The organism is Streptomyces sp. NPDC029044, assembly GCF_040637495.1.
Taxonomy (GTDB): Bacteria; Actinomycetota; Actinomycetes; order Streptomycetales; family Streptomycetaceae; genus Streptomyces.
This window is the reverse complement of record NZ_JBEZWN010000099.1, coordinates 1-19,234: the sequence shown is the minus strand read 5'-3', so window position 1 is coordinate 19,234 and position 19,234 is coordinate 1. Positions and strand designations below refer to the sequence as shown.

At 67.2% G+C, this 19,234-nt stretch carries 12 protein-coding genes and 1 pseudogene; 5 read left to right on the top strand and 8 right to left on the bottom strand.

Features of this window, described 5'->3' with window-relative positions:
* From AB0E85_RS37820 to AB0E85_RS37805, 4 genes and pseudogenes are all read right to left on the bottom strand, one after another.
* Positions 1 to 325: pseudogene (locus AB0E85_RS37820) on the bottom strand (hypothetical protein); the annotation flags it as partial.
* Entirely contained in the window at positions 322 to 3,675 is a 3,354-nt protein-coding gene (locus AB0E85_RS37815; RefSeq protein WP_361937177.1) for an SMC family ATPase, read from the bottom strand. The gene AB0E85_RS37815 and the pseudogene AB0E85_RS37820, both read right to left, overlap by 4 nt.
* Positions 3,676 to 3,713: 38 nt before the next feature.
* The gene (locus tag AB0E85_RS37810) at positions 3,714 to 4,883 is read right to left on the bottom strand and encodes an exonuclease SbcCD subunit D (protein WP_361937175.1); all 1,170 of its coding nucleotides are present in this window, start codon (positions 4,881 to 4,883) and stop codon (positions 3,714 to 3,716) included.
* Positions 4,884 to 4,960: 77 nt separating this feature from the next.
* Complete coding sequence (locus AB0E85_RS37805; RefSeq protein WP_361937173.1) at positions 4,961 to 6,862, bottom strand: ATP-binding protein; 1,902 nt, start codon at positions 6,860 to 6,862, stop codon at positions 4,961 to 4,963.
* 1,678 nt (positions 6,863 to 8,540) lie between these two features.
* On the opposite strand from AB0E85_RS37805, the gene AB0E85_RS37800 reads away from it, so the two are divergent.
* Positions 8,541 to 9,647, top strand: a complete 1,107-nt coding sequence (locus AB0E85_RS37800) for a hypothetical protein (RefSeq protein WP_361937171.1) — start codon at positions 8,541 to 8,543, stop codon at positions 9,645 to 9,647.
* 186 nt (positions 9,648 to 9,833) lie between these two features.
* Positions 9,834 to 10,148, top strand: a complete 315-nt coding sequence (locus AB0E85_RS37795) for a hypothetical protein (RefSeq protein ID WP_361937169.1) — start codon at positions 9,834 to 9,836, stop codon at positions 10,146 to 10,148.
* A gap of 215 nt (positions 10,149 to 10,363) precedes the next feature.
* Here AB0E85_RS37795 and AB0E85_RS37790 read toward each other — a convergent pair whose 3' ends face one another.
* On the bottom strand, positions 10,364 to 12,097 hold the full coding sequence (locus tag AB0E85_RS37790; RefSeq protein WP_361937179.1) for a zinc-ribbon domain-containing protein: 1,734 nt from the start codon (positions 12,095 to 12,097) through the stop codon (positions 10,364 to 10,366).
* 984 nt (positions 12,098 to 13,081) lie between these two features.
* On the opposite strand from AB0E85_RS37790, the gene AB0E85_RS37785 reads away from it, so the two are divergent.
* Both AB0E85_RS37785 and AB0E85_RS37780 read left to right on the top strand, forming a co-directional pair.
* A complete protein-coding gene (locus AB0E85_RS37785; protein ID WP_361937167.1) occupies positions 13,082 to 15,190 on the top strand; it encodes a P-loop NTPase fold protein in 2,109 nt (702 codons plus the stop codon).
* A gap of 210 nt (positions 15,191 to 15,400) precedes the next feature.
* The gene (locus AB0E85_RS37780; RefSeq protein WP_361259205.1) at positions 15,401 to 15,628 is read left to right on the top strand and encodes a hypothetical protein; all 228 of its coding nucleotides are present in this window, start codon (positions 15,401 to 15,403) and stop codon (positions 15,626 to 15,628) included.
* A gap of 72 nt (positions 15,629 to 15,700) precedes the next feature.
* Here the strand turns inward: AB0E85_RS37780 and AB0E85_RS37775 are convergent, their stop codons facing one another.
* Positions 15,701 to 16,012: a hypothetical protein gene (locus AB0E85_RS37775; RefSeq protein WP_361937165.1), complete on the bottom strand. Its 312-nt coding sequence runs from the start codon at positions 16,010 to 16,012 to the stop codon at positions 15,701 to 15,703.
* Between the two features lie 134 nt (positions 16,013 to 16,146).
* Here AB0E85_RS37775 and AB0E85_RS37770 point away from each other — a divergent pair, with 134 nt between their 5' ends.
* Entirely contained in the window at positions 16,147 to 16,590 is a 444-nt protein-coding gene (locus AB0E85_RS37770) for a hypothetical protein (RefSeq protein ID WP_361937163.1), read from the top strand.
* Between the two features lie 74 nt (positions 16,591 to 16,664).
* Here AB0E85_RS37770 and AB0E85_RS37765 read toward each other — a convergent pair whose 3' ends face one another.
* Together AB0E85_RS37765 and AB0E85_RS37760 are read right to left on the bottom strand one after the other, a co-directional pair.
* Positions 16,665 to 17,213, bottom strand: a complete 549-nt coding sequence (locus AB0E85_RS37765) for a hypothetical protein (RefSeq protein WP_037775682.1) — start codon at positions 17,211 to 17,213, stop codon at positions 16,665 to 16,667.
* A 518-nt stretch (positions 17,214 to 17,731) separates the two neighbouring features.
* Positions 17,732 to 19,102, bottom strand: coding sequence for a hypothetical protein (locus AB0E85_RS37760; RefSeq protein ID WP_361937161.1), 1,371 nt, complete (start codon positions 19,100 to 19,102; stop codon positions 17,732 to 17,734).
* Positions 19,103 to 19,234 lie beyond the last annotated feature (132 nt).

The following is a 19,234-nucleotide window of genomic DNA, read 5'->3' as shown; positions in this document are numbered from 1 at the left end:
AGCCGCACTCCGTGCAGCGGTAGGACGGGCGGTCCTTGGTGGTCTTCGTACGGGCAGCCATGGACGAAACCGTAGCCGCAGGCTGCTCGATCCAGATGCGGGCCTCGACGCGGCGCACGCCGTCGACGAACAGGACTGCGCCGGGGTCGGGCACGTGGGAGGGCGAGATGGGCTTCCAGTCGGCCGGGGCGAGTTCGAGGTCGGGGATGACTTTGGCGGTCGAGTCCCCGATGGTGTTCTCGGCGTTTTCGACGCTGGAGCCGTAGGTGGGGTCCCAGCCGTCGACATGGAATCGCATCCGGGCCGCAGGTGCCGTGCTTGTCATGTGCCTTCCCGGGTGACGACGGAAGTGTGGGGGTCGCGGTGTACCTGGAAGCGGACCGGTACCCGTTCGGCGAGCCCGGTGACGTGGGTGATCACCCCGACCATCCGTTCCCCTTGGGCGAGATTCTCCAGGGTGTCGGCGACCATCTCGAGCGAGTCGGGATCAAGGGTGCCGAATCCTTCGTCGAGGAATATGGACTCGAGCTTCGTTGCGCCGCCCATGCCGGCCAGCTGGTCGGACAGGGCCAACGCCAGTGACAGGCTGGCCTGGAAGGTTTCGCCGCCGGACAGGGTGCGAACCGAGCGCTGTGAGTCGGCGTCGGAGTGGTCGATGACGTAGAACTCGCCTTTGTGGTGGCTGAGGTCGAATCGGTCACCCGACAACCGGCGCAGCGACTGCGAGGCACCCGCGACCAGGGTGTCGAGGGCTGAATCGGCCAGCCACTGCGGGAACTTGTTGGACCGCATCAGCCTGGCCAGCTCGGCGGCCACCTGTTGCCGGGTGCGGGCGCTGTCGATCTTGTCCTGCACTGCGGCGGCGTCGGCGAGGCTGCGCTGGATCATCTCTACCCGGCCCCGGGCCCGCTCGGCTGCGACCGCTACTACCCGGGGGGCCTGGGCGGCGCGCCCAGGACCGTCGCCGAGGTCTTGGGGATCCAGGTCGTGGTCGCGCAGCAGACCCTCCAGTTGGCCCAGGAGCTGCTCGGCTTCGCTGTGTGCGGTGTGGGCATCGGCTTGCGCGCGCAGGGTGTCGGCCTGCCGGTCGTCGGCCGCGCGGGTGGCCCAGGCGGCCAGGCTAGCCCAGGCGGCGGCGAGGTCGTCGGTGTCCAGGCTCGGCGGTTTGAGGGCCGCCACCGCGTCCCGGGCAGCAGTCAGCTCGGACCAGGCGGTCGCGGTGCGAGCCTGCCACTGCTGCTGTTCGGCCTCCGCCGCCTTGAGTGCCTCGCGTGTCTGGCTTGCCTCGGCTGTGGCGGTCTCCACGGCCGCTTCGAGGCGGTCGCATTCCTCCAGTAGGCCCGGCAGTGCATCTGTGGGCGGCGCCTGATCCAGCAGCGTCTGCAGTTCACTCAGGCGGTCGGTCAGCGTGCTCTGCGCGTGGTCGGCGGCTGCGCTCTGCTGGACGGCGGTGGTGTGGGCACTGTGGGCGGTGGCGTGTGCTTGCTCGGCAGCTTCCAGCGTGGCGGTCGCGCCCTGGTGGGCCTGATCGGAGGTGGCAGCCTCGGCCTGGGCGGCTGAGAGGTCGTTTTCCACCGTGGACCTCTGGGCGTGGGCCCACGCTTCCAGGGCAGACCATGCGGCGGTCACGTCATGGGTGTCGACGGCAGGCGGGTCGAGTTCGGCCAGAACACCCAGCTGCGTGTGGACGTCGCTGCGGGTGCGATCGATCTCCCTTTGCAGCGTGGCGACGGCCGCCGTGGCGGAGGTGTGCGCGGCTTCGGCCTCCTGTGCCGCGGCACGTGCCTGCTGCTCGGCGGCAGCCAGCTGGTCACGGGCTGCGGCGCGTTCGTCAAGATGGGCGCGGTCGGCGTCGCAGTCGCGTTCGGTGTCGGCAGGACGATCGGGCAACAGCGTGCCCAGCCGCTCATTGAGCAGGGTGTGCCGCTGGGTCAGGGTGTCCGCGGCGCGCTGCTTGACGGCAACCGTCGTGGTGGCGGCCTGACGCTGGGAAAGCAGGTCACGGTGTTCGCGGACCGCAGCGTCACGCGCGGCCTGGGCGGCGGCCAGGGCCGGGTCGGACAGCGGCGGCGGGAGGGTGGTGACGCTCTGCTCGCAGACCGGGCAGGCGTGGCCCACCTGGAGCTGAGGGCGTAGCTGGGCGGCACCGGCGAGGGTGCGGGCTTCCTCGAGGGCGGCCGTGGCCGCGTCGAGACGCGCCTGGGCGTCGGTGACCGCGCTGTCGGCCTGGGCGGCTGTCTCCACGGCGTCATCCAGCTCGCTGGTGGCGTCGGTGAGGGAGCTGGTGATGTCAAGGAGCTGGTCGAGTACCTCGCGCGCCTCGGTGAGTCGGCTGCCGTCGCCGGCGGCGGTGAGCGCGGAAGCGGACTGGTTGTGCCGGTCGCGGGCCGCGGCCAGCTGGGTGGCGGCGGCGTCGGCCTGCCGTGCCAGAGCCGCTGCCCGGCTGGTCAGGTCGGTGACACCGTCGGGGGTTCGGACGGGAGCCAGCAGCTGCTGGCGACGCTGCAATGCCGCGTACGCCTGTTGTACCTGGTCGCGGCGACCGCGGGTCTCCTCGGCGGTGCGGCGGGCCTTGGTGACGGCGTCTGCCAGCGCCCGTAGCCGCTCCTCGCTCTGCGCCAGCTCTTGGCGGGCACGCTGTGCAGCCACGATGACTACGTCGCGGCGCCCGACCAAGCCGGCCATCTCGGTGTAGCGGTCGCGGGCGATGTTGAGGACAGCGCGCTGCGGGCCGGATTGGGCGGCTTTGGTGGCGTCGGCCAGGGTCTGGGCGGCCGCGTCGGCGGCGTCGCGGGCCTTGTGGGCGGCTGTCTGGGCCTCCACAGCATGGCGCTGCAGCTCTTCGATACCGTCCGGGGTGCGCAGGGGGGTGAGCCGGGCGAGTTCGGTGCGCAGCGCGGCGAGACGTGCCTGGGCATCGCTGGCGCGGGAGTGTGCCTCGGCGACGCGGGGCACGAGCTGGTCGACGGTGGCGGCCAGCTGTCCCAGCGCGGAGAGGCGTTCCTGGGCGTCGGCCTCGGCTTGCAGGGTGGCGTCGGCGTGCCGGCTCAGCTGGTCGGTGAGGACCTCGATCTCCTTGGATGCTTCGGCCGCCTGGGCGCCGGCGCGTTTGCCGATGCCTTCGTAGTGGGCGGCTCCGAGCAGCTTGAGCAGGATCTGCTGCCGGTCGCGGGCGTTGGCGGACAGGAACCGGGCGAAGTCGCCTTGGGGCAGGACGACGCACTGGCAGAAGTCGTCGAAGGACAGGCCGAGCAACTGCTCGATGGCGGCGTTGAGTTCCTTGATTTCTCCGGCCAGTACTTCCGGCTGTGGCCCGTCTGCGTCGGTGGCGACCGCCGTGGGGTCGGCGAATTTCACCAGGCTGACGGTCTTTTGCTGGATCTGTTGGCCGACGCGGCGGACTTCGCGGGCGACTTGGTAGCGCTGGGATGCGACGTCGAAGGTGAGCGAGACCGTGCAGCGGTTGCTCGTGGGGGCGAGCGCGTAGGCGATGGCGTTGCTGCGGCCCCACCGGTAGGCCGAGCCGTACAGGGCGAAGGTCAGGGCGTCGAGAACGGTGGACTTGCCTGACCCGGTGGGGCCGACGAGGGCGAAGTAGTCGGCGTCGGTGAAGTCGACCACGGTGGGAGCGCGGAAACCGGCGAAGCCGTTGAGCTCCAGGCGAACGGGGCGCATGTTGAGGGATTCCTTTAGCGGGTGTCAGGTCCGCTGGGTCAGGAGCGGGCGGTCGAGCGGGTCAGGTCGTCGTGCAGGTGGTTGAACAGGGCCGTGACCCGGTCGTCGCTGACGCCGACGCTGTGGCAGTAGTCGGAGAACAGTTGCGCAGGCGTCTTGGTCGGCTGGTGGGTGGCGATGCCCGCCTTGGCGCCGGTGCTCGCGTGGTCGGGGTGGATGCGGATCTCGAGGGCGTTGGGGAGGGCTTCCAGCAGGTCGTCGCGCATGCCGGCGTAGGCGGGCTGGGTGATCACGAGCCGGAGGTAGTCCTCGCCGTAGACGGCGGGGGCGGCGGTGAGCTGGGCGACGGTCCCCTCGATGGTGCGCAGCCTGCGGCCGGCAGTGACCGGGATGTCGGTGATCTTCGCGGGGGTGCCGGGAGAGGCTTCGACGAGGCAGACCACGTGGGTGTTGTTCTGCTCGCCGAAGTCGATCGCATAGGGGGATCCGCTGTAGTGCACCGGGCAGGCGGCCGGGATCGTCTGTCGGCGGTGCAGGTGGCCCAGGGCCACGTAGTGCGCTTCGACGGGGAAGATAGCGGCGGGCACGTGGTATTCCATGATCGATTGGGCTGCCCGCTCGCCGCCGCCGAAGACGCCGCCGGTGCACGTCAGGTGGGCCATGACGATGTTGACGGCGTCGGAGGTGAAAGCCCCTGTCAGGTTGTCCAGGACATCTCGGATGAGCTGGTCGTAGGCGCCGACGTTCTGGGACGGGGTGTTGGCGATGATCTCCGCGGCGCGGACGGCGTAGCGCTGGGAGAGAAACGGCAGAACGGCGACGTTGACGCGCTCGTCGGTGGACTTGGCGCGGAAGCTGTGCACGCCGCCCTTTGCGGCCGGGCGGGCCTGGCCATAGACGTGGATGCCGGCGATGTCCATCAGCGGCTTGTAGGCCTCGAGTGTGGCACCGTGGTCGTGGTTGCCGGCGATCAGGACGACCTCGATGTCCTGCTTGGCCAGTTGCAGCAGGGTGCGCACGACAAGCCTTTGGGCGTCCGCGGTGGGCGCGGCGTTCTCGTAGAGGTCGCCAGCGATGAGGACGGCATCGACGTCGTTGCCGACGGCTATCTGGGTGATCTCACGCAGTACGCCTGCCTGCTCCTCGAGCCGGTTACGGCCCTTGAGAGTCTTGCCGACATGCCAGTCGGAGGTATGCAGAAACTTCACCGGGTCGGTCCTTTTCGGATGGCTGAAGCAGAGCAGCGGATTGCGTCAGGCGTGATCTGAAAGCGCGTCGGCGGACGTCAGAAGGGCGGCTCGTCGATGGCCCCATCGTCGGGGTCGTCGAACCACGAGTCGCTCTGGGTCTGGGGCAGCTTGCTGAACGGGTCCGGTCGCGCCGCACCACCGGCGTTCGAGTCAGCAGGCGAGGTGCCGGTAGTGAAGGTGGGGTCGGCGACCTCGGAGAGACGGGTGGCCCAAGCGGGGAAGGGGAATTCGACGGCCAGCGGCACCGGGATCTCGGGCTGGGAGACGAACATGGTGCCGGGCTTGGCGAGGGTGGCGCGCTGCCGCTGCGAGGTGGGCAGGAAGCCATACTCAGGGCGGCCGGCCTCGGCGGGATCGAGCCGGCCGACGATCTTGATCGAGGAGTTCGACACGATGCGCCGTTCCACCTCGGAGGCGGTCTGCTGAGCGCCAATGAGGATGATGCCGAGCGAGCGGCCGCGTTCGGCGATGTCGAGCAGGACGTCCTTGATCGGTGAGGAGCCCTCGCGGGGCGCGTACTTGTTCAGCTCGTCGATCATCGTGAACAGCAGCCCGCCCGGACCGGCTTGCTCCTTGCGGTCGGTCTCCGCGGCTAGCACGACACCCACAACGAAGCGTTGGGCCCGCTCCGGCAGGTTGTGCAGATCCACGACGGTGACCTGCTGCCTCGAGGTGTCGATGGAGTGCGTGACCGGACGGTCGGTGACCGTGCTCAGGTCGCCACGAAGCAGGGGGCCCAGCGGCCTTTGGGACGACCGCAGCCGCCGCACGAATGCGTTGACGGTACCCATTCCCACCGCCGGCCCCGCCCAGTGGGCGCGTGTGCCCTCGTCGGTGACCTTCTGGGAGATGAACTCGATCATCTCTGCCCAGGTGCGGATAGTGGTTCCGTCGATGGCGACCGCGCCGTCGTTCCCTGCGGCCTGGGCCTCGTGGCGCAGCCGGCTGGTGACCTGGTGCACGACGATCGTGTACTGGTTCTTCTCGTCTTCGACGTCGGCGAACACGTACGGGAGCAGTTCGCGTTGGCAGAACTCCGCGAGCGTCCACCAGAACGCGGTGACGCCACTGGTCCGGCCGGTGACGTGGGGGCGGCCGGTGGTATCACCAGGCAGCGGCGGCGCGTAGAAGCCGGCGGAGGCAAAGGGTCGAGAGGGCAGGCCGAGCCGCGCGTACGCGGCGCGTAGCGTCTCGTCGAGGCGGGTGTTGGGCTGGTCGACGAACAGCAGGTCCTCGCCCTTGACCGAGAAGATCAGGGCCTTGGCGTTGACCGCGCGGCCTCCCAGGGCACCCGAGGTGAACAGCGAGTGCAACAGGAACAGCGCGAAGCTGGTCTTGGTCGCCACCCCGGAGATGCCTGAGATCGACACGTGGGCGCCGCGGGTACCGTCGAGGAACTCGAGGTTGAGATAGATCGGTTCGCCGTCACGGCCGATGCCGGCGGGGATCCGCGCGTCCATCTTGTCGAAGTACAAGGCGGCGTCCCGGTCAGCACCCGCCGCCCGGATCGCGACTGCGCCGGGGCGTGGCGGGACGTAGCACTCGGGCTCGACGCGGGTGGTGGTGACCTCAGCGATCTCCTGCACGGTCGCCGGCAAGATCCCGTCCGCAATGAGGAACACATCCGAGCCGAACGCGGCGCCCTCGTGGCGGGCGACCACCTCCGTCACCACCCCTGAGGTGACGACCTCGCCGTAGCCGGGGATCTGCCGACGGGTGCTGACCACGTCGTCGAGCTGCAGATACGCATCTGGGGAAAGGGCGACGTGAAACTTCAACGGTGTGGAGTCCTCAGTGCCTGCAACCTTCCCGACCTCCTGCTCGACACCGCCACTGGGGGGCAGGCCTCCAGGCGGCTGCTGACTCGTCAGGGGCGCTGAACCGCGGCCTGAGGTAGTGCTTTCGACGCCCGGGGTTTCGGAGTCGGTGTCGGTCATCGGCGGTCCCTGTGCCTATCTCATCGTGCGGCGGGGCGGCCCTGGCGGCTGGCGGTGACACCGTACGCCGGGGCGCCGAAACTACTGGGCAGTTCCACAGATTGCCGGGACTCCAAAGACGCCCAGTCCCGACGGGCACAGGGGCGGCTTACCCTGCAGATGCGCAACCCGGGCAAGGCCGGTACCCGTCAGTCCCGCCCACCGGTCCCCCAGCTCTTGAGCTCGCAACCGGACGCGTGCCAGAGCTCGTTGGCTAACTTCCCCCGCTGGAGCGCTCCACCATCGACGCCGGACCACCCACGTGTTGGCCGAAGGCGCGTCGCTGATCGCCGACGGGTGATGTCGTGGTCGGTTTATCCGCGTCACAGGGCACAGGCGGATGGCGTCGGCGAGAAGCGGTCCCGCCCTGTTGTTCGTTCTCCCCGACCGCAGCATGGGTGGCCAGGCCGAAGTCGGCCTGCAGACGTACGGCCTGAACCGATCGTTCTGCCGAGCGCAGCCGAAGAGCAGGAAATTTTCGGCACACAGACATGCCAGATACATCCGCACCCCCGGCGTGCTGGGCCCGCACCACGAACGGCACAGGCGGTGGATAACCGCCTCAAGCACCCCACCCGCACGCGGTCTGCGCGCATCCTACACACGATCCCTTCACCATGCACATACATTTCGCAACCTCTCGCACCACCCCTGGAAGCAACACGGCGGCGGCCTCCCGAACGCAGCGCTGATCGGTCACGCTGCTGCGCGTCCCAGGTGAAGCTGTCCGGTCGACTCCGCTTCCCGGCAGACGTGCGGTCCCCTTCACTGAGCCCAGGCGCAAATGCTGAACGAGGCTGCTCGCTCAGCGGTGGGCTGCCATATGGTGGAGGCGGCGTGGATACCTCGGGCCACACCAAGGAAGAGCAGCCCCAGTGAGGCGGCCGATGCGACCCACTCCCCAGGCAACCGCGGCGCCGGTCACCAACATCGTCCACACCCACGGCCGCACGCAGTACGTGCACATCGGCAGTCCAACGGGGCTTGCCACCCTGAGCTGGCCGCTGCAGGCAGGAGCGTCGTAGGGACGCCGCCGCCCGGCAATGCCCGTTGCCTTCGGAGTCCTGTGGTCTTGGAGCGACGGGTACTGGGGGCCGGAGCTGTCAGACTCGCCCTGCGGGACACGTGCCGTCACGCGCTGGACGACGGTCGGTACGGCAGCCTGCTGCTTCCAGCCCCCGCTCAGCAGTCGCTGTTCGATGCGTTGGATTGAGACGCCTGACACTCAGACGACGATGCCCACTGGCACTCCCCCGCAGACCATCAGTCGCCGACCACAGCGCCGACACTTTCCCCGCGCTGATCTCGAGCCCCGCCTCCGCCAGCAGCCGGCGCATCTCGACCGCCTGGAGCAGGACGAGAGGCGTCGGCAGAGAGGATCAACATTTCGTGACCTTGGTCCCCTTGGTGTATCAGTCCAGAGGTCCCCGTGGTGAGCCTTCTGGCGGCCGGGTGTTGGCCAAGCGTGCAAATGACGTGCAGCGGCGGTGGCCAAGAGCGACGATAAGGGCGGGCGAACGGTCGTGACTGTTGTTCCGTGTCTACAAGTCGTTGCCTTCCTTACAGCCTCGGGGAGCACGGGTGTAGCGGTCATGCCGGATGTTCTCCCTGGAATCGCGTTACCTGCTGGAGGAACCCAATGACCGATCGGCCTGGACCGCAGCTGCCCGACGAGCCCGAAGGCAGCGCGGAGCAAATCCCGGCACCGGCGGCCATGCCCGTCGAGAGTGCGAAGAAGGCGGAGCGTCCGTCCCCTCGGCCGGACGTGTCCTACACTCCCGTGTCCAACGGCATGGACTACCTGGTGAGCGTCTTTCAACACCTGACGGAAGGTGCGACACCTCCGAGCGCCCGTGACCTCAAGTACACGGTGCTTCACCTTCAGGCGGCCACCGAGGTACTGCTCAAGGCCCGTCTGGCGCGCGAGCACTTTAGCCTTATCTTCGCCGACCCCACCGAGGCGACTCACGACGCGTGGCAGAAGGGCGACTTCAAGAGCTGCGGCACCCTGGACGCGTTCGACCGGCTCCGCAACATCACCCGCCTCGCAATCGAAGAGGACGACCGGAAACGGATCAAAGACCTATCGGACCACCGCAACGCCCTTCAGCACTACGGGCTGAAGCACAACGCGTACGCCATCGAGTCGCGTGCGGCGAGGGTGCTCGACTTCCTGATCGCTTTCATCCACAGACACCTCATCCCGGAACTCGAACCCGCCGAAGCTAAGGGCGTCGAGCAAGACATGGACTCGTTCCGGTTGAAACTCAAGGGCATCGAGACGCTGGTCAAGCAGCGCATGAATAACCTCCGGAGCGAGCTGGCCAAGGTCACCGACGTGACGGTGAAGTGCCCCGACTGCGAGCAGTGGGCCTTGGTCGCTAACGGCAGGGACGAGGGCCCGACCTGCCTGTTCTGCCACCAGGTATGGCCGCAGGATCCAGAGTCCGCAGCCGCCAACTATGCATGGATCATCTTGGGGCTGGACAACTACTCCGCCATCAAGGACGGTGGAGACTCTCCGGTGGTCGAGTGTCCGGACTGCGAAATAGGCGCTCTGGTGATCGAAGCGGTGACCGCGGCGGGCCAGCCCGATGCAACGCCCCTGTGCTTCTCGTGCGGCACCGTATTCAAGAACTTGATCGACTGTGAAGGTGGTTGCGGGACTGTCCTCGACATCGGCCCCGACGAAGATGCGATCCACATATGTCGCAACTGCATTGAAAACCGCTACGCGCGGTTCTGATGGCCAGGCCCAGCCACTCGTCATTCGCCCCTCGTGAGAGGAGCCCATGGCTCGACGGCCGCACGAGGCAGCCCGGCATGAATGTGCGCTCCTGACGGGCTGCCCAAAAGGAGATGGTCACCCTATGCGATCACTCGCAGGACGCCGCACCTGCCCGCCATGCTCAACCCGAAGGGGGGATCCCGCGTGATCGTGCTGCCGCTCGTCCCCGATGTTCCCGTCTACGGCATCGGGACGGCAGACCAGCCGTTCCCGGCAGTGGTCGGTATTGAGGAGCCGTTCGACTCGGCGCACGCGGAGATTCCGAATGAGCTCCGCGAAAGGAAGGAACGCATCGAGGCGTTCACCCAGCAGAAGCGGACCGCGGTGGCGGCGGTGAACAGTGGGGTGCCGCTGGAGGAGGTGGCCCGGTGGGCGGAAATGCCCACCGAGGTGCTGAGGAGGATGCTGACGGCAGGCAAGCAGGAAACATACGGTGGTACTGGCATCACAGGATCGTGAGGCTCACGGACGCGGACCCGACGCTGGAGGCGGCGCCGAGCACGAACCGCTGATCCAATGCGGCCTGCTCCTTCACGCACCGGTTGGCAACCGCCGGATACAGGCCGCCGATATGCCGGCATGGCGCCAGCGGCGGACAGGCCGGTGGTTCTTGACTCCCCGGCCTGCTTCGCTTCCTCATTCCCGCAGCACGATCTGCTCCGTGCCTCCACCGCCTACTTGGCGCGACCCCTTCGGCGGCGCTCCCAACAAGCTTTGCAGCCTGTACCTCTTTTCGTGCGCTGGTCGGGAGTAGTGGTCCACTTGTGGCCGCAGGCTGCGCAGCGCCAAAGACACCGTTTCCCGGAACCTGGCCCAATATCCCAAGCTGTAAGCATCGCGTCATCGATTACCTTGACCAGCTCTTTCGCGAGGTCGGGGTTGAGGTCAGCCAGCGATTGCCCTGCAGCGGGGCGCCGGCGTGCTGCGCCGCGGCGTTTCACGCTGCATGGAGGACAGCCACTCTTCCGACCTGGGATTGTGCGCGCGTTTGGAGTCGCCTCCCACTCGTGGCCACAGACCGAGCACTGCCACAAGCACTTCAGCCCGCTGCCTCGCCGGAGATCTTGCGCGGTCATCAGCGGGTCGCTGATCACCTTGACGAGTTCCGCAGCAATGTCCGGTTCGCGATCCTCGAGCGACTCGTCGGACTTCGGACGGATGATCGCTTGAGCGAGTTTCTGCCGCCCACAGTCCGGACACCCTTGTCCGCGCAGCGTCCGCTTGTCGAGCCTTGCTTCCCAGGTACGCAAACACATCTGGCACTGCCAGACGCAACGGTCTGTGCAGCCGGGCGGCATCCAGTCCACACCTCGGCCTGGGTGATCAAGATTGCGCCGGAACTCGTCCGCAAGATGTGGGGCAGCGTCTCGAGCCGATGGGCTAGGAGGCGCAGCGCAGACCTCGGACCACCTCCTGGTTGCTGCGGTAAGTGCGCTTGTGATCCCATCCTGGTCAAGGTCTTTCCAAGCGATGCCTTGGGCATCGAGCGATCGCCCGATCACTCGAGCCCATGACCAGGCGTTGAGCCCTGGCGCTACTTCGACGTGCACGTAGCCGTCTACGCCTAGCACTGGAAGGCCGCGATGACGTGCTCGAAGGACGGCATGCCCATTGGCAATCAGTTGCTGCGTCTTACGGGTATCCCGATCGACGCCCTCCGAGGACGCATGGCTCCCCATCGGGTCCAACTCGATGATGAGCGGCACTTCGGGCAGCCGAAGGTCTACCTCGCGGCGTCGTCCGGTGGCAAGCGTGACTGTCTGATGAAGCTCTACGACGAGCCCGGTAGCGGCAGACAGCAGCGCTGCGACCTCGAACTCCAACCGGGAGCGGCCGTGAGTCCTGCAATCGGGGCAACCATTTCCTGCGGTCCGGTCAACAACCCGCGCGGACCACAGATGCGCGCTGTCGCACTCCCATTCGCAGAGATAGTGGCTAGCCGGACCGAGACGATCAGGACCGCGGCCCGGCATCTCGATGTTGCGGCGGAACTGGCGTGCGATGTCGGGCCGTAGCGCCTTGAGGGACTTGGCGGGAGACGGGGCCCTATTGGAAGTCCGGTGACACTCAGGGCAGCCGGTCTGGTTGGTACCCGTACGGCTACTGAGCTTAGCCGACCACGTTGAGGAGCATGCGCGACACTTCCACCGACACAGGTCGGCAACGCCGCCACTCATAGCCTCCCACGGTGTACCGGGCCGGCTCAGGTTCTCAACGAACTCGTCCGCGACAAGGTCGCGACGACACGCCAGGCACAGCGGATGCTTGGCCCTGTTCCGGGCTCCACACTGCTGGCAGCGATCGGGGTCAGGCTCTGACGCAGATGCGATACCACTGCCAGGCCCAGGAGGTGGCGGGGGCGGCACGCTTCGGGCAGCCAGGGCGTACGGCTCCCCAGTCTCCTTCATCCGCTGGCGCACGGTCTTCTTGCGGGCGTTGCCCCTGGTCACGGACCGATCTCCTTCTCGGCGTGCCCCACGCGCAGCGCCGTGATAACGGCATGACCCAACCACTCGCGAATCGGAGATCCTTGGCCAACTCCCAGACAGCGTGGGTTGAGTTCCGGAGTCGCACAGGCTGGCGAAGTCAGCCGTCAGTCACTCTAGCGTGACTGTGCGTTTCTGTCCGCAGCTTGGTGAAATGGCAGCAAGCCGCCAACTGGGGGCTGTTTGGTGACTTACGCCTCTGGCGGACTGGTCCCGCCCCCGCGTGGGCCAGGGGATGGCCGGTGCGGGGACTTGGCCCTCTCCCGTTACTGCTGGCCGAGCCAGGCGAGAATCAGGCCACCAATAACGGTGCCCGTCGCCTGGACTGCGACGTGGACCGCGAACTCAAGGAGTCGCTGCCGCTTGCTGGGCTTGCTGTTGTGCATGAGATGTCCCCTCTCAACTGATGAAGCTTGAGAGAGAGCCCGCCCCCAAGATACCTGATCAGCTTGCGGGTTGAAGGCCGAGCCCCGAACCCTGTGAGACGCACCACGCGAGGGAGTAGAAGGATGCGCACCAGCGCACCTCGCGATTCAATGAGATGGACGTCAGAGCGCGACCGTGCAAAGAAGGGCGGTCATAGAAAGTCCTCCCAGACGGTGCCACCGTCAGCCCAGGTCCACAGCCATTCGCGTAGTGAGGCGGTTGCATGGCGCAGGCCGCCGCGAAGGCTTGCACCAGATCCAGCCATGATGGCGGCATGCATGCCGTCCAGTACATCGGCGCCGACAAGTGGTACACCCTCACCGGCGGCACCGCCCTCATCCCCACCGGGGCCTCGCTGCCTACACCGTGACCTTCTTGGCCGCATCCGCCGTGGCCAAGGCGTCGGCGTACCCAGCCGCCGCCTCACTGTCAGAGGGTGGCGTTACGCTCGCTGGCTCTAGGACCGAAAACGGGTGGGGCATGAGGGACAACGCATCGATCCACGTCGGCAGTCTTCTCAGCGGAGATGACCCGATCGATGACGCCAGCCAGGACTTGCTGCAGCGTGCGGACCTCGCTGATGTGTTCGCCGTGGAAATCCGTCGAACGTCCGCGAAGCACGGCGCAGTTGTCGCACTGACGGGGAAGTGGGGTTCGGGCAAGACGTCGCTGGCGAATCTCACCTGCAGCGCTCTGGACGCGGTCGATGACGTGCACGTCGTCCAGTTCAACCCGTGGTTCTTCTCCGGCACGGACCAGCTCATGCGGTTCTTCTTCGACGAATTGGCCGGGCAGTTGCGGGACGGGCGCCGGCTGAAGGACAAACTCAAGGACGCGGGCCGCACCGTCGCTGAGCGGCTGGGCAGGTACTCAGCCGCCCTGTCGCCACTGAAGTTCGTCCCCGGAGCCGGCGTCGTCCTGGACGGCGCAAGCGCGGTCGCCGCGGGGACGTCGAAACTCCTTGGCGAGGAACAGGGGACCATCCATGAACAACGAGCGCAGCTCACTGAGCTCCTGATCAAACTGCCAGGACGGATCGTGGTGTTCATCGATGACATTGACCGGCTGTCACAGCAGGAGATCCGAGATCTCTTCCGCCTGGTGCGTCTGACCGGCTCGTTCCCGAACATCGTCTACGTCCTGTGCTTCGACCGCGAGGTGGTGGAGGCGGCGTTGACGGATGAGGCGGTCAGAGGATCCGCGTACCTGGAGAAGATCGTGAAGATGTCGGTGGAGGTGCCGCCGCTGCCCACGCAGGCACTCTCCCCGGTCATCGCGGAAGGACGGGCACAGGCGCTCGACGGGATCGAGTCCGGGCTGTTCCATGCGTCGCGGTGGCCGGACGTGCTCGTGCAACTGATTCTCCCGATGTTCTCCACCATCCGGGATGTGAAGCGGTATCTGGCATCGGTGCCACTGGCCGTGCGAAGCCTGGGTCTGGAGGTGAATCTGGTCGACGTTCTGGCGCTTGAGGCCCTTCGCGTGCGCTATCCCGCAGCGCACGCGATGCTGCCGACTGCCGCAGACCTGCTGGCGCCAGCCAAGACGATGTACCGGCCCAGCACGGACCGGGCAGCACGTGAGGAAGCGTTCGTGGAAGAGTTCACCGGCCTCTTGAACGGCCACGCCCGGACGGTCGTCCACCTGCTGTTCCCGGCCGCCGAGCGGCTTTTCGGCGGCCCGAATTACGGCTCTGACTGGATCCCGGCCTGGGAGCGGGACCGGCGGGTCGCCTGCAGCACGGTGCTGGACTTCTATCTCCATCGCAGGCTTCCGGCCGGACGGGCACCCGCTGCGGGCATCGACCAGGCCGTGGCCTGCATCGGCGACGAGAGCGCGCTCGACGAGGTACTGGGGCAGGTGCCGGATGCCCTGCTGGACGACACGCTCAAGCGTCTGGTCCCCCATTGTCGCGACCTGCCTGAGGGGAGCGTGCTGTCTACGGCTGCGGCGTTGATGCGGCAGCTGCCGCGGGTCCGGCTGGGCTCCACGGGCATGTATTCCCCCGGCGGTGAATGGGCGGTGCTGAGCCCGGTGAGTGTTCTGCTGCGCAACCTCCGCGGCGACGCGGTTGATCCCACCGTCCGCAACCTCTTTCACGGCATCCCGAGCCTGTACGGAAAGGTCCTTCTGCTCGACATCGCCGCGGGCCGTCCAGGCAAGCAGGGCTTGATTCCAGATGAATCCGCCCGGTTGCTCAGGCAGGAACTTGCCTCCCAGCTCCGCACGGCTGGGCCCGAGGACCTTGCCGACGAGCGGATGCTGCTGCGAACGGTCCTTGTGGCAGCAGCAGACGGTCCGCCTGTCCTTGAGCCGGCCTTCGATGCCCACGTCGTCGCGCGCCTGCTGGAAAGCGGAGTGGCGCCGGTACACAGCCAGACGATGGGTAGCGTGGCCGTGCGGACCGAGAAGCAGCTCAGGTGGGACTCCCTGGTGAGCGTCTACGGCGGGGAAGCGCATCTGGCCGAGGCCGTCGCGTTGTTGCAGCAGTGCCTGCAGGAGGGGACGGTCGAGCTGAACGAGGACCTGGCGGCCGCTCTGGCTCTGTACGAGAAGTACGCGACAGGCTGGCGCCCCAAGGAGTTCTGACCACGCACCATGCTCCGCGGGCGGCTCGCGCCACGTCTTCCCCATCACCGACTGCCCGCCCACCGTGCTTCGTAGCGTTCTGGCACCAGCTCAGCAAGGCACGGCCAGTGCGGAGGCCTGCGGTCAGAAGGCCCGCACCGCGCAGTGGCGCGGTCGTGCGGTGGAACGCCAGCATCGCCTGCACCGCCAAGGACTGCCCGGGAAAGGGCCTTGCCGTATTCAGCGGCAGCAGGATCGTGGTGCTCTCAGGTCCAGACATACCAAGTCGGCAAGAGCAAGGGGCTGCTCAACCAGCGCTCCGCCACAATCTTCCTGTTCGTCGCGCTGACCGGCATCGGCGCCAGCTTGTTCGCCATCCTCACCGTGAATTCCTGGCCCGTGGCCGTCACCGCCGGGGCAACCGCCGCCGGCTTGTTCGTCGACCGAATCATGGAATGAATCTGCCTCAGCGTGCCCACAACCACCTCGGTCAGTCGCGGCACTGTGCCGCGACGGCATGCTCGCCGGGCGTTACCAGTGGCGCAGTGCCTCGGTCAGTTCCTGACGCCATTGATCTCGCCCGGGATCGTCGTCGTCTGGTTCTCCGCCCAGGGCGAGGACCTGGTTGGTGATGTCGTAGGTGATGCGGTAGGCAAGCAGGGATGTCGCTGCCTCCAGCCAGTCCTCTGTCTTGCGGGTCGGCGCAACCGGGCCGAGCACCGTCACGAACCACATGGGCAGCAGTGACCTGGCCCGGATCGCCTCCGCGATGCGATTGCGCAGTTTCTGGTACAGCTGCTTCTGAGCCTCGATGCCTTCGGTGAGGAGCTCGGCGTCGCGCACCCGCGTCTCACGGTCCCGGGCCAGCGCGGCCCGCGCACGCCGGGCGTAGGGGGCACGGTGGCTTGCCGTTCGAGCGTACTGGTCAGCCTGGTGTCGGGCCGTGGTGAAGGCCTGGCTGGCCTGCTCGTGCTGGGGTGTGCCGAACGCTGTGCTGGCCAGGTTTCGGCAGCAGTCAGGACTGCCGCGTACTGCTCGTTGCGCTGCTCGACGGCCTCTTGGTGGGAGCGGATGGAGGAGGAATTGCTGTCCCGCTCAACGTGTGTGAGAAGCATGGTGCGGGCTGCGCGGGCTTTGCCGGCGAGTACGCCAAGGGCGCGCCACGAAGCGGGAAACGAGTCGAAGTCGGCGCGGGGCATCTTGTCCGCGGCCGCCAGGTTCGCCTCCATCAGCTGGATGCGCGCGGTCAGCTTCTTCAGGGCCCGGCCGGTGTCGGCGATGTGTCCGCGGGCTTCGGTGTCCAGGTCCTCGAGGTTGCTGCGGACTTCGTCGGCCTTGTCGTCGGCGTCGCTCACCGCGCTGCGGATGCTGCGGAGTTCGTGTTCGAGGTCGTCGATGTAGCCGAAGCTTGTCTTCAGTGACTCCAGGTCGTTTTCCAGGTCCTCGATGCGGCTGTCCAAGCTCCGTATCTTGTAGCTGTAGTCGTCGCTCAGGCTCACCTGGACTGTCCCTTCTTGACCGCGTCGCCCGGTCCTTCGCTGACGGTGACGGCGAGGACGAGCCACCCGATGATGGCGAGGATCACGAACCACAGTGAGATCACGCTCAAGGTAATGAGCGCGACCAGCAAGCACTCCAGGTGCAGGCCGATGGTCAAGTGCCGGTAGAAGCGGTGGTTCTTGTCCGTGACCTTCTGGAAGGAGAGGGACAGTGTGGCGATGCAGTGGGGTACCAGCACCACCAGCCACCAAGCCGAGTGCCCCAGGGCGAAGGTGAGCACGATCAGCGCGAGCGCGACAGCGGTCTGCCCCAGCCACGAGATCCGCACGATGCGCTCGCTCAGCTGCCGCTCGGGCTCAGCAAGCTTGGCGGGGATGGTCTTTTCGAATGCCAGGAGCTCGTCGGCCGCCTGGAGCAGCCGGGCGTACTCGGCACCGAAGTTCTCATCCCCTGCCTCATACCGGGCCGTCTCACCATGACGGGCGAGAAGCCTTTGCTGCAGTTGCCGGTACTCGGCTTCTATCTCATGCCGTACCTTGCTCACTGCTCCGTCCCCCTGACCACGGACCGACGTCTGACGTCCAAGGCCTTCCCACGGGCAGTACGCCACAGCCCGAAATTGATCGACGGTATCCAGCCGTATTTTCGAGGTCCGTTCCAGTCAGGACAAAGTGGGTGCCCCGGCCCGGCATCACACTCACCATCCTGAACTGAGTTCAGGACAGTCGCCAGCCGCAACTTCTTCTCACTGGTCATCACTCTCATGCTCCCGTTGTGCCGTTCCTTCCTTGTAGAGCAGACGGCAAGGCAAAACGTCCAAGGCGAGTGCGCCGGCATCCCACCGCTTCGTCGCCGACGCAAAGCTACGGTTAACGGCGCTGCGCTTCTCTCGATCGCCCACACTGGGACTGCCGCCTCGGATGGTCCCCGCAGACGCAACTCCGCCCGCATGACCGGCCTTTGGATGCGTGCTGCAGGGTGTCTTCGGGCGGACGACCTGCGAACTCCGCGCTCAAGCCCCGGCTCGGGGTCTCACGGCGCCCGGCGTGGAGGCGCTGTGCCCTACCGGCGGAAGCCTCGCCCGGGATCGCGGACGCTGTGGCTGCCGAAGGGCTCGAACCAGGCGGCCGCCCTGAGGTCGCCCGCACCCATGGACTGGTTCGCTAGGTCCTCCGGGTCTGCGATACCGCCGAGTTTCGGGTCGAAGAGCATCAGGACGTCGTGGTCCTGGAACAGCAGATCGGAACAGTCGTCCCAGCTGTAGTCGTCGCCGTGTTCGGGGAGCGTGTGGTGGGGATCCGTGGGTGGGCGATCTTCCAGGTGGGTGGGGGCGTCCTCGATGGCCAGGTGCAGGGCCATCTCCTCCGCAGTGCAGGTGGGTTCGGGCCACTTGCCCCGGGCGAGGTCTGCGGCCAGGTCGTCGAAGGCGCGCGCCATGCGCCGCCGCCATCGGTGGTCGGCCGTCCAGGTGAGCGGAGGCAGCCGGTCGAAGACTTCCCAGGTGGTGGCGTCGGCGTCCGGCAGGAACTGGTCCCCCAGGCGGTGTGCGTCGTCGTAGGCCTGGTCTGCGAGGAGAACGAGGGCTGTGTGGAGCAGGTCGGCGGTGCGGGGGGTGAGCTGCCAGCCGCACTCCTCGCAGTCGGGGTCCTCGCCCTTGCAGGGGCAGTCCCGTACGGCGAAGAGGGTGGCGAAGTTCGGCGTCTGCTCACCGGCTGCGGGCCTTTTGCGCTGCTGGCGCAGGCGCCAGCCGTGGACGAACCGGGTGACGACGGGCGCTGCGCTCCAGTCGGCCAGTTCGTCGCCGTCTTCGACGCTCAGCACCTCTGCCGAGCTTTGGTCTTCCAGCGTCTGGCTGCCAGTGACGTCGCTGTCCTCGGTGAGGGTGATCACGGCGCCGGCCAGGTCGCGTGGGTCGTCGTCGCCGAGTTCGGACGCCGGCAGCGGTTCCCAGCCGCGGCGGGCAGCGGCGTGAAGGAGCGCGTCTTCGTCGGTGATGTGGAACTCGCGCAGGTGGGTGATCCGCACGACCTTCCCCGGCAGGTCCTTGAGCCGGGGATGGCCCGCCGCTGCGGGCGCTGCCGAGGAATCCGGTTCGTCGTCGAACGGCTCCGAGTCCGGGTCCGTCGCCGTGAGCAAGGTGCCGGGTTCTGCGGGCCAGGTCCCGCTCGCGGCTCGCGTGACGGCCTGGCGCAGGGAGCCGGCCGGTGCATCCGGCATCTGGGCCGTCAGAGCGGTCAGTTCGTCATCGACGGCTGCGGCGTCACGCAGCGCCAGGACCCGGCGCAGAATGCCTGTCGCCTCGAAGGCGTGCTCAGGGTTTTTGCAGGTCAGAACGGCGGTCAGAGAACTGGGCCCGTGGTCGTGCGCCAGCAGGGCCAGCACGCGGCTCTTGCTGGAGGTGTGTTCGCACAGGAACTCGATGGCCCGGGCCACGGTCGGGGAAGACGTGATCGCGGGACACCAAAAGAAGAAGAGCGCGGGGCACACCCCAAGGGCGGCAGATGGGAATAGCGACGTGTAATGAAAAAGTTTAACAGACAAATTTTAAATATCGGTGGTCGCGGA

Excerpts from the sequence above, each read along its gene's own strand:
- AB0E85_RS37805 (WP_361937173.1), bottom strand. The coding sequence starts at position 6,862 with ATGACCGACACCGACTCCGAAACCCCGGGCGTCGAAAGCACTACCTCA.
- AB0E85_RS37800 (WP_361937171.1), top strand. The coding sequence starts at position 8,541 with ATGACCGATCGGCCTGGACCGCAGCTGCCCGACGAGCCCGAAGGCAGC.
- AB0E85_RS37815 (WP_361937177.1), bottom strand. The coding sequence starts at position 3,675 with ATGCGCCCCGTTCGCCTGGAGCTCAACGGCTTCGCCGGTTTCCGCGCT.
- AB0E85_RS37785 (WP_361937167.1), top strand. The coding sequence starts at position 13,082 with ATGAGGGACAACGCATCGATCCACGTCGGCAGTCTTCTCAGCGGAGAT.
- AB0E85_RS37790 (WP_361937179.1), bottom strand. The coding sequence starts at position 12,097 with ATGAAGGAGACTGGGGAGCCGTACGCCCTGGCTGCCCGAAGCGTGCCG.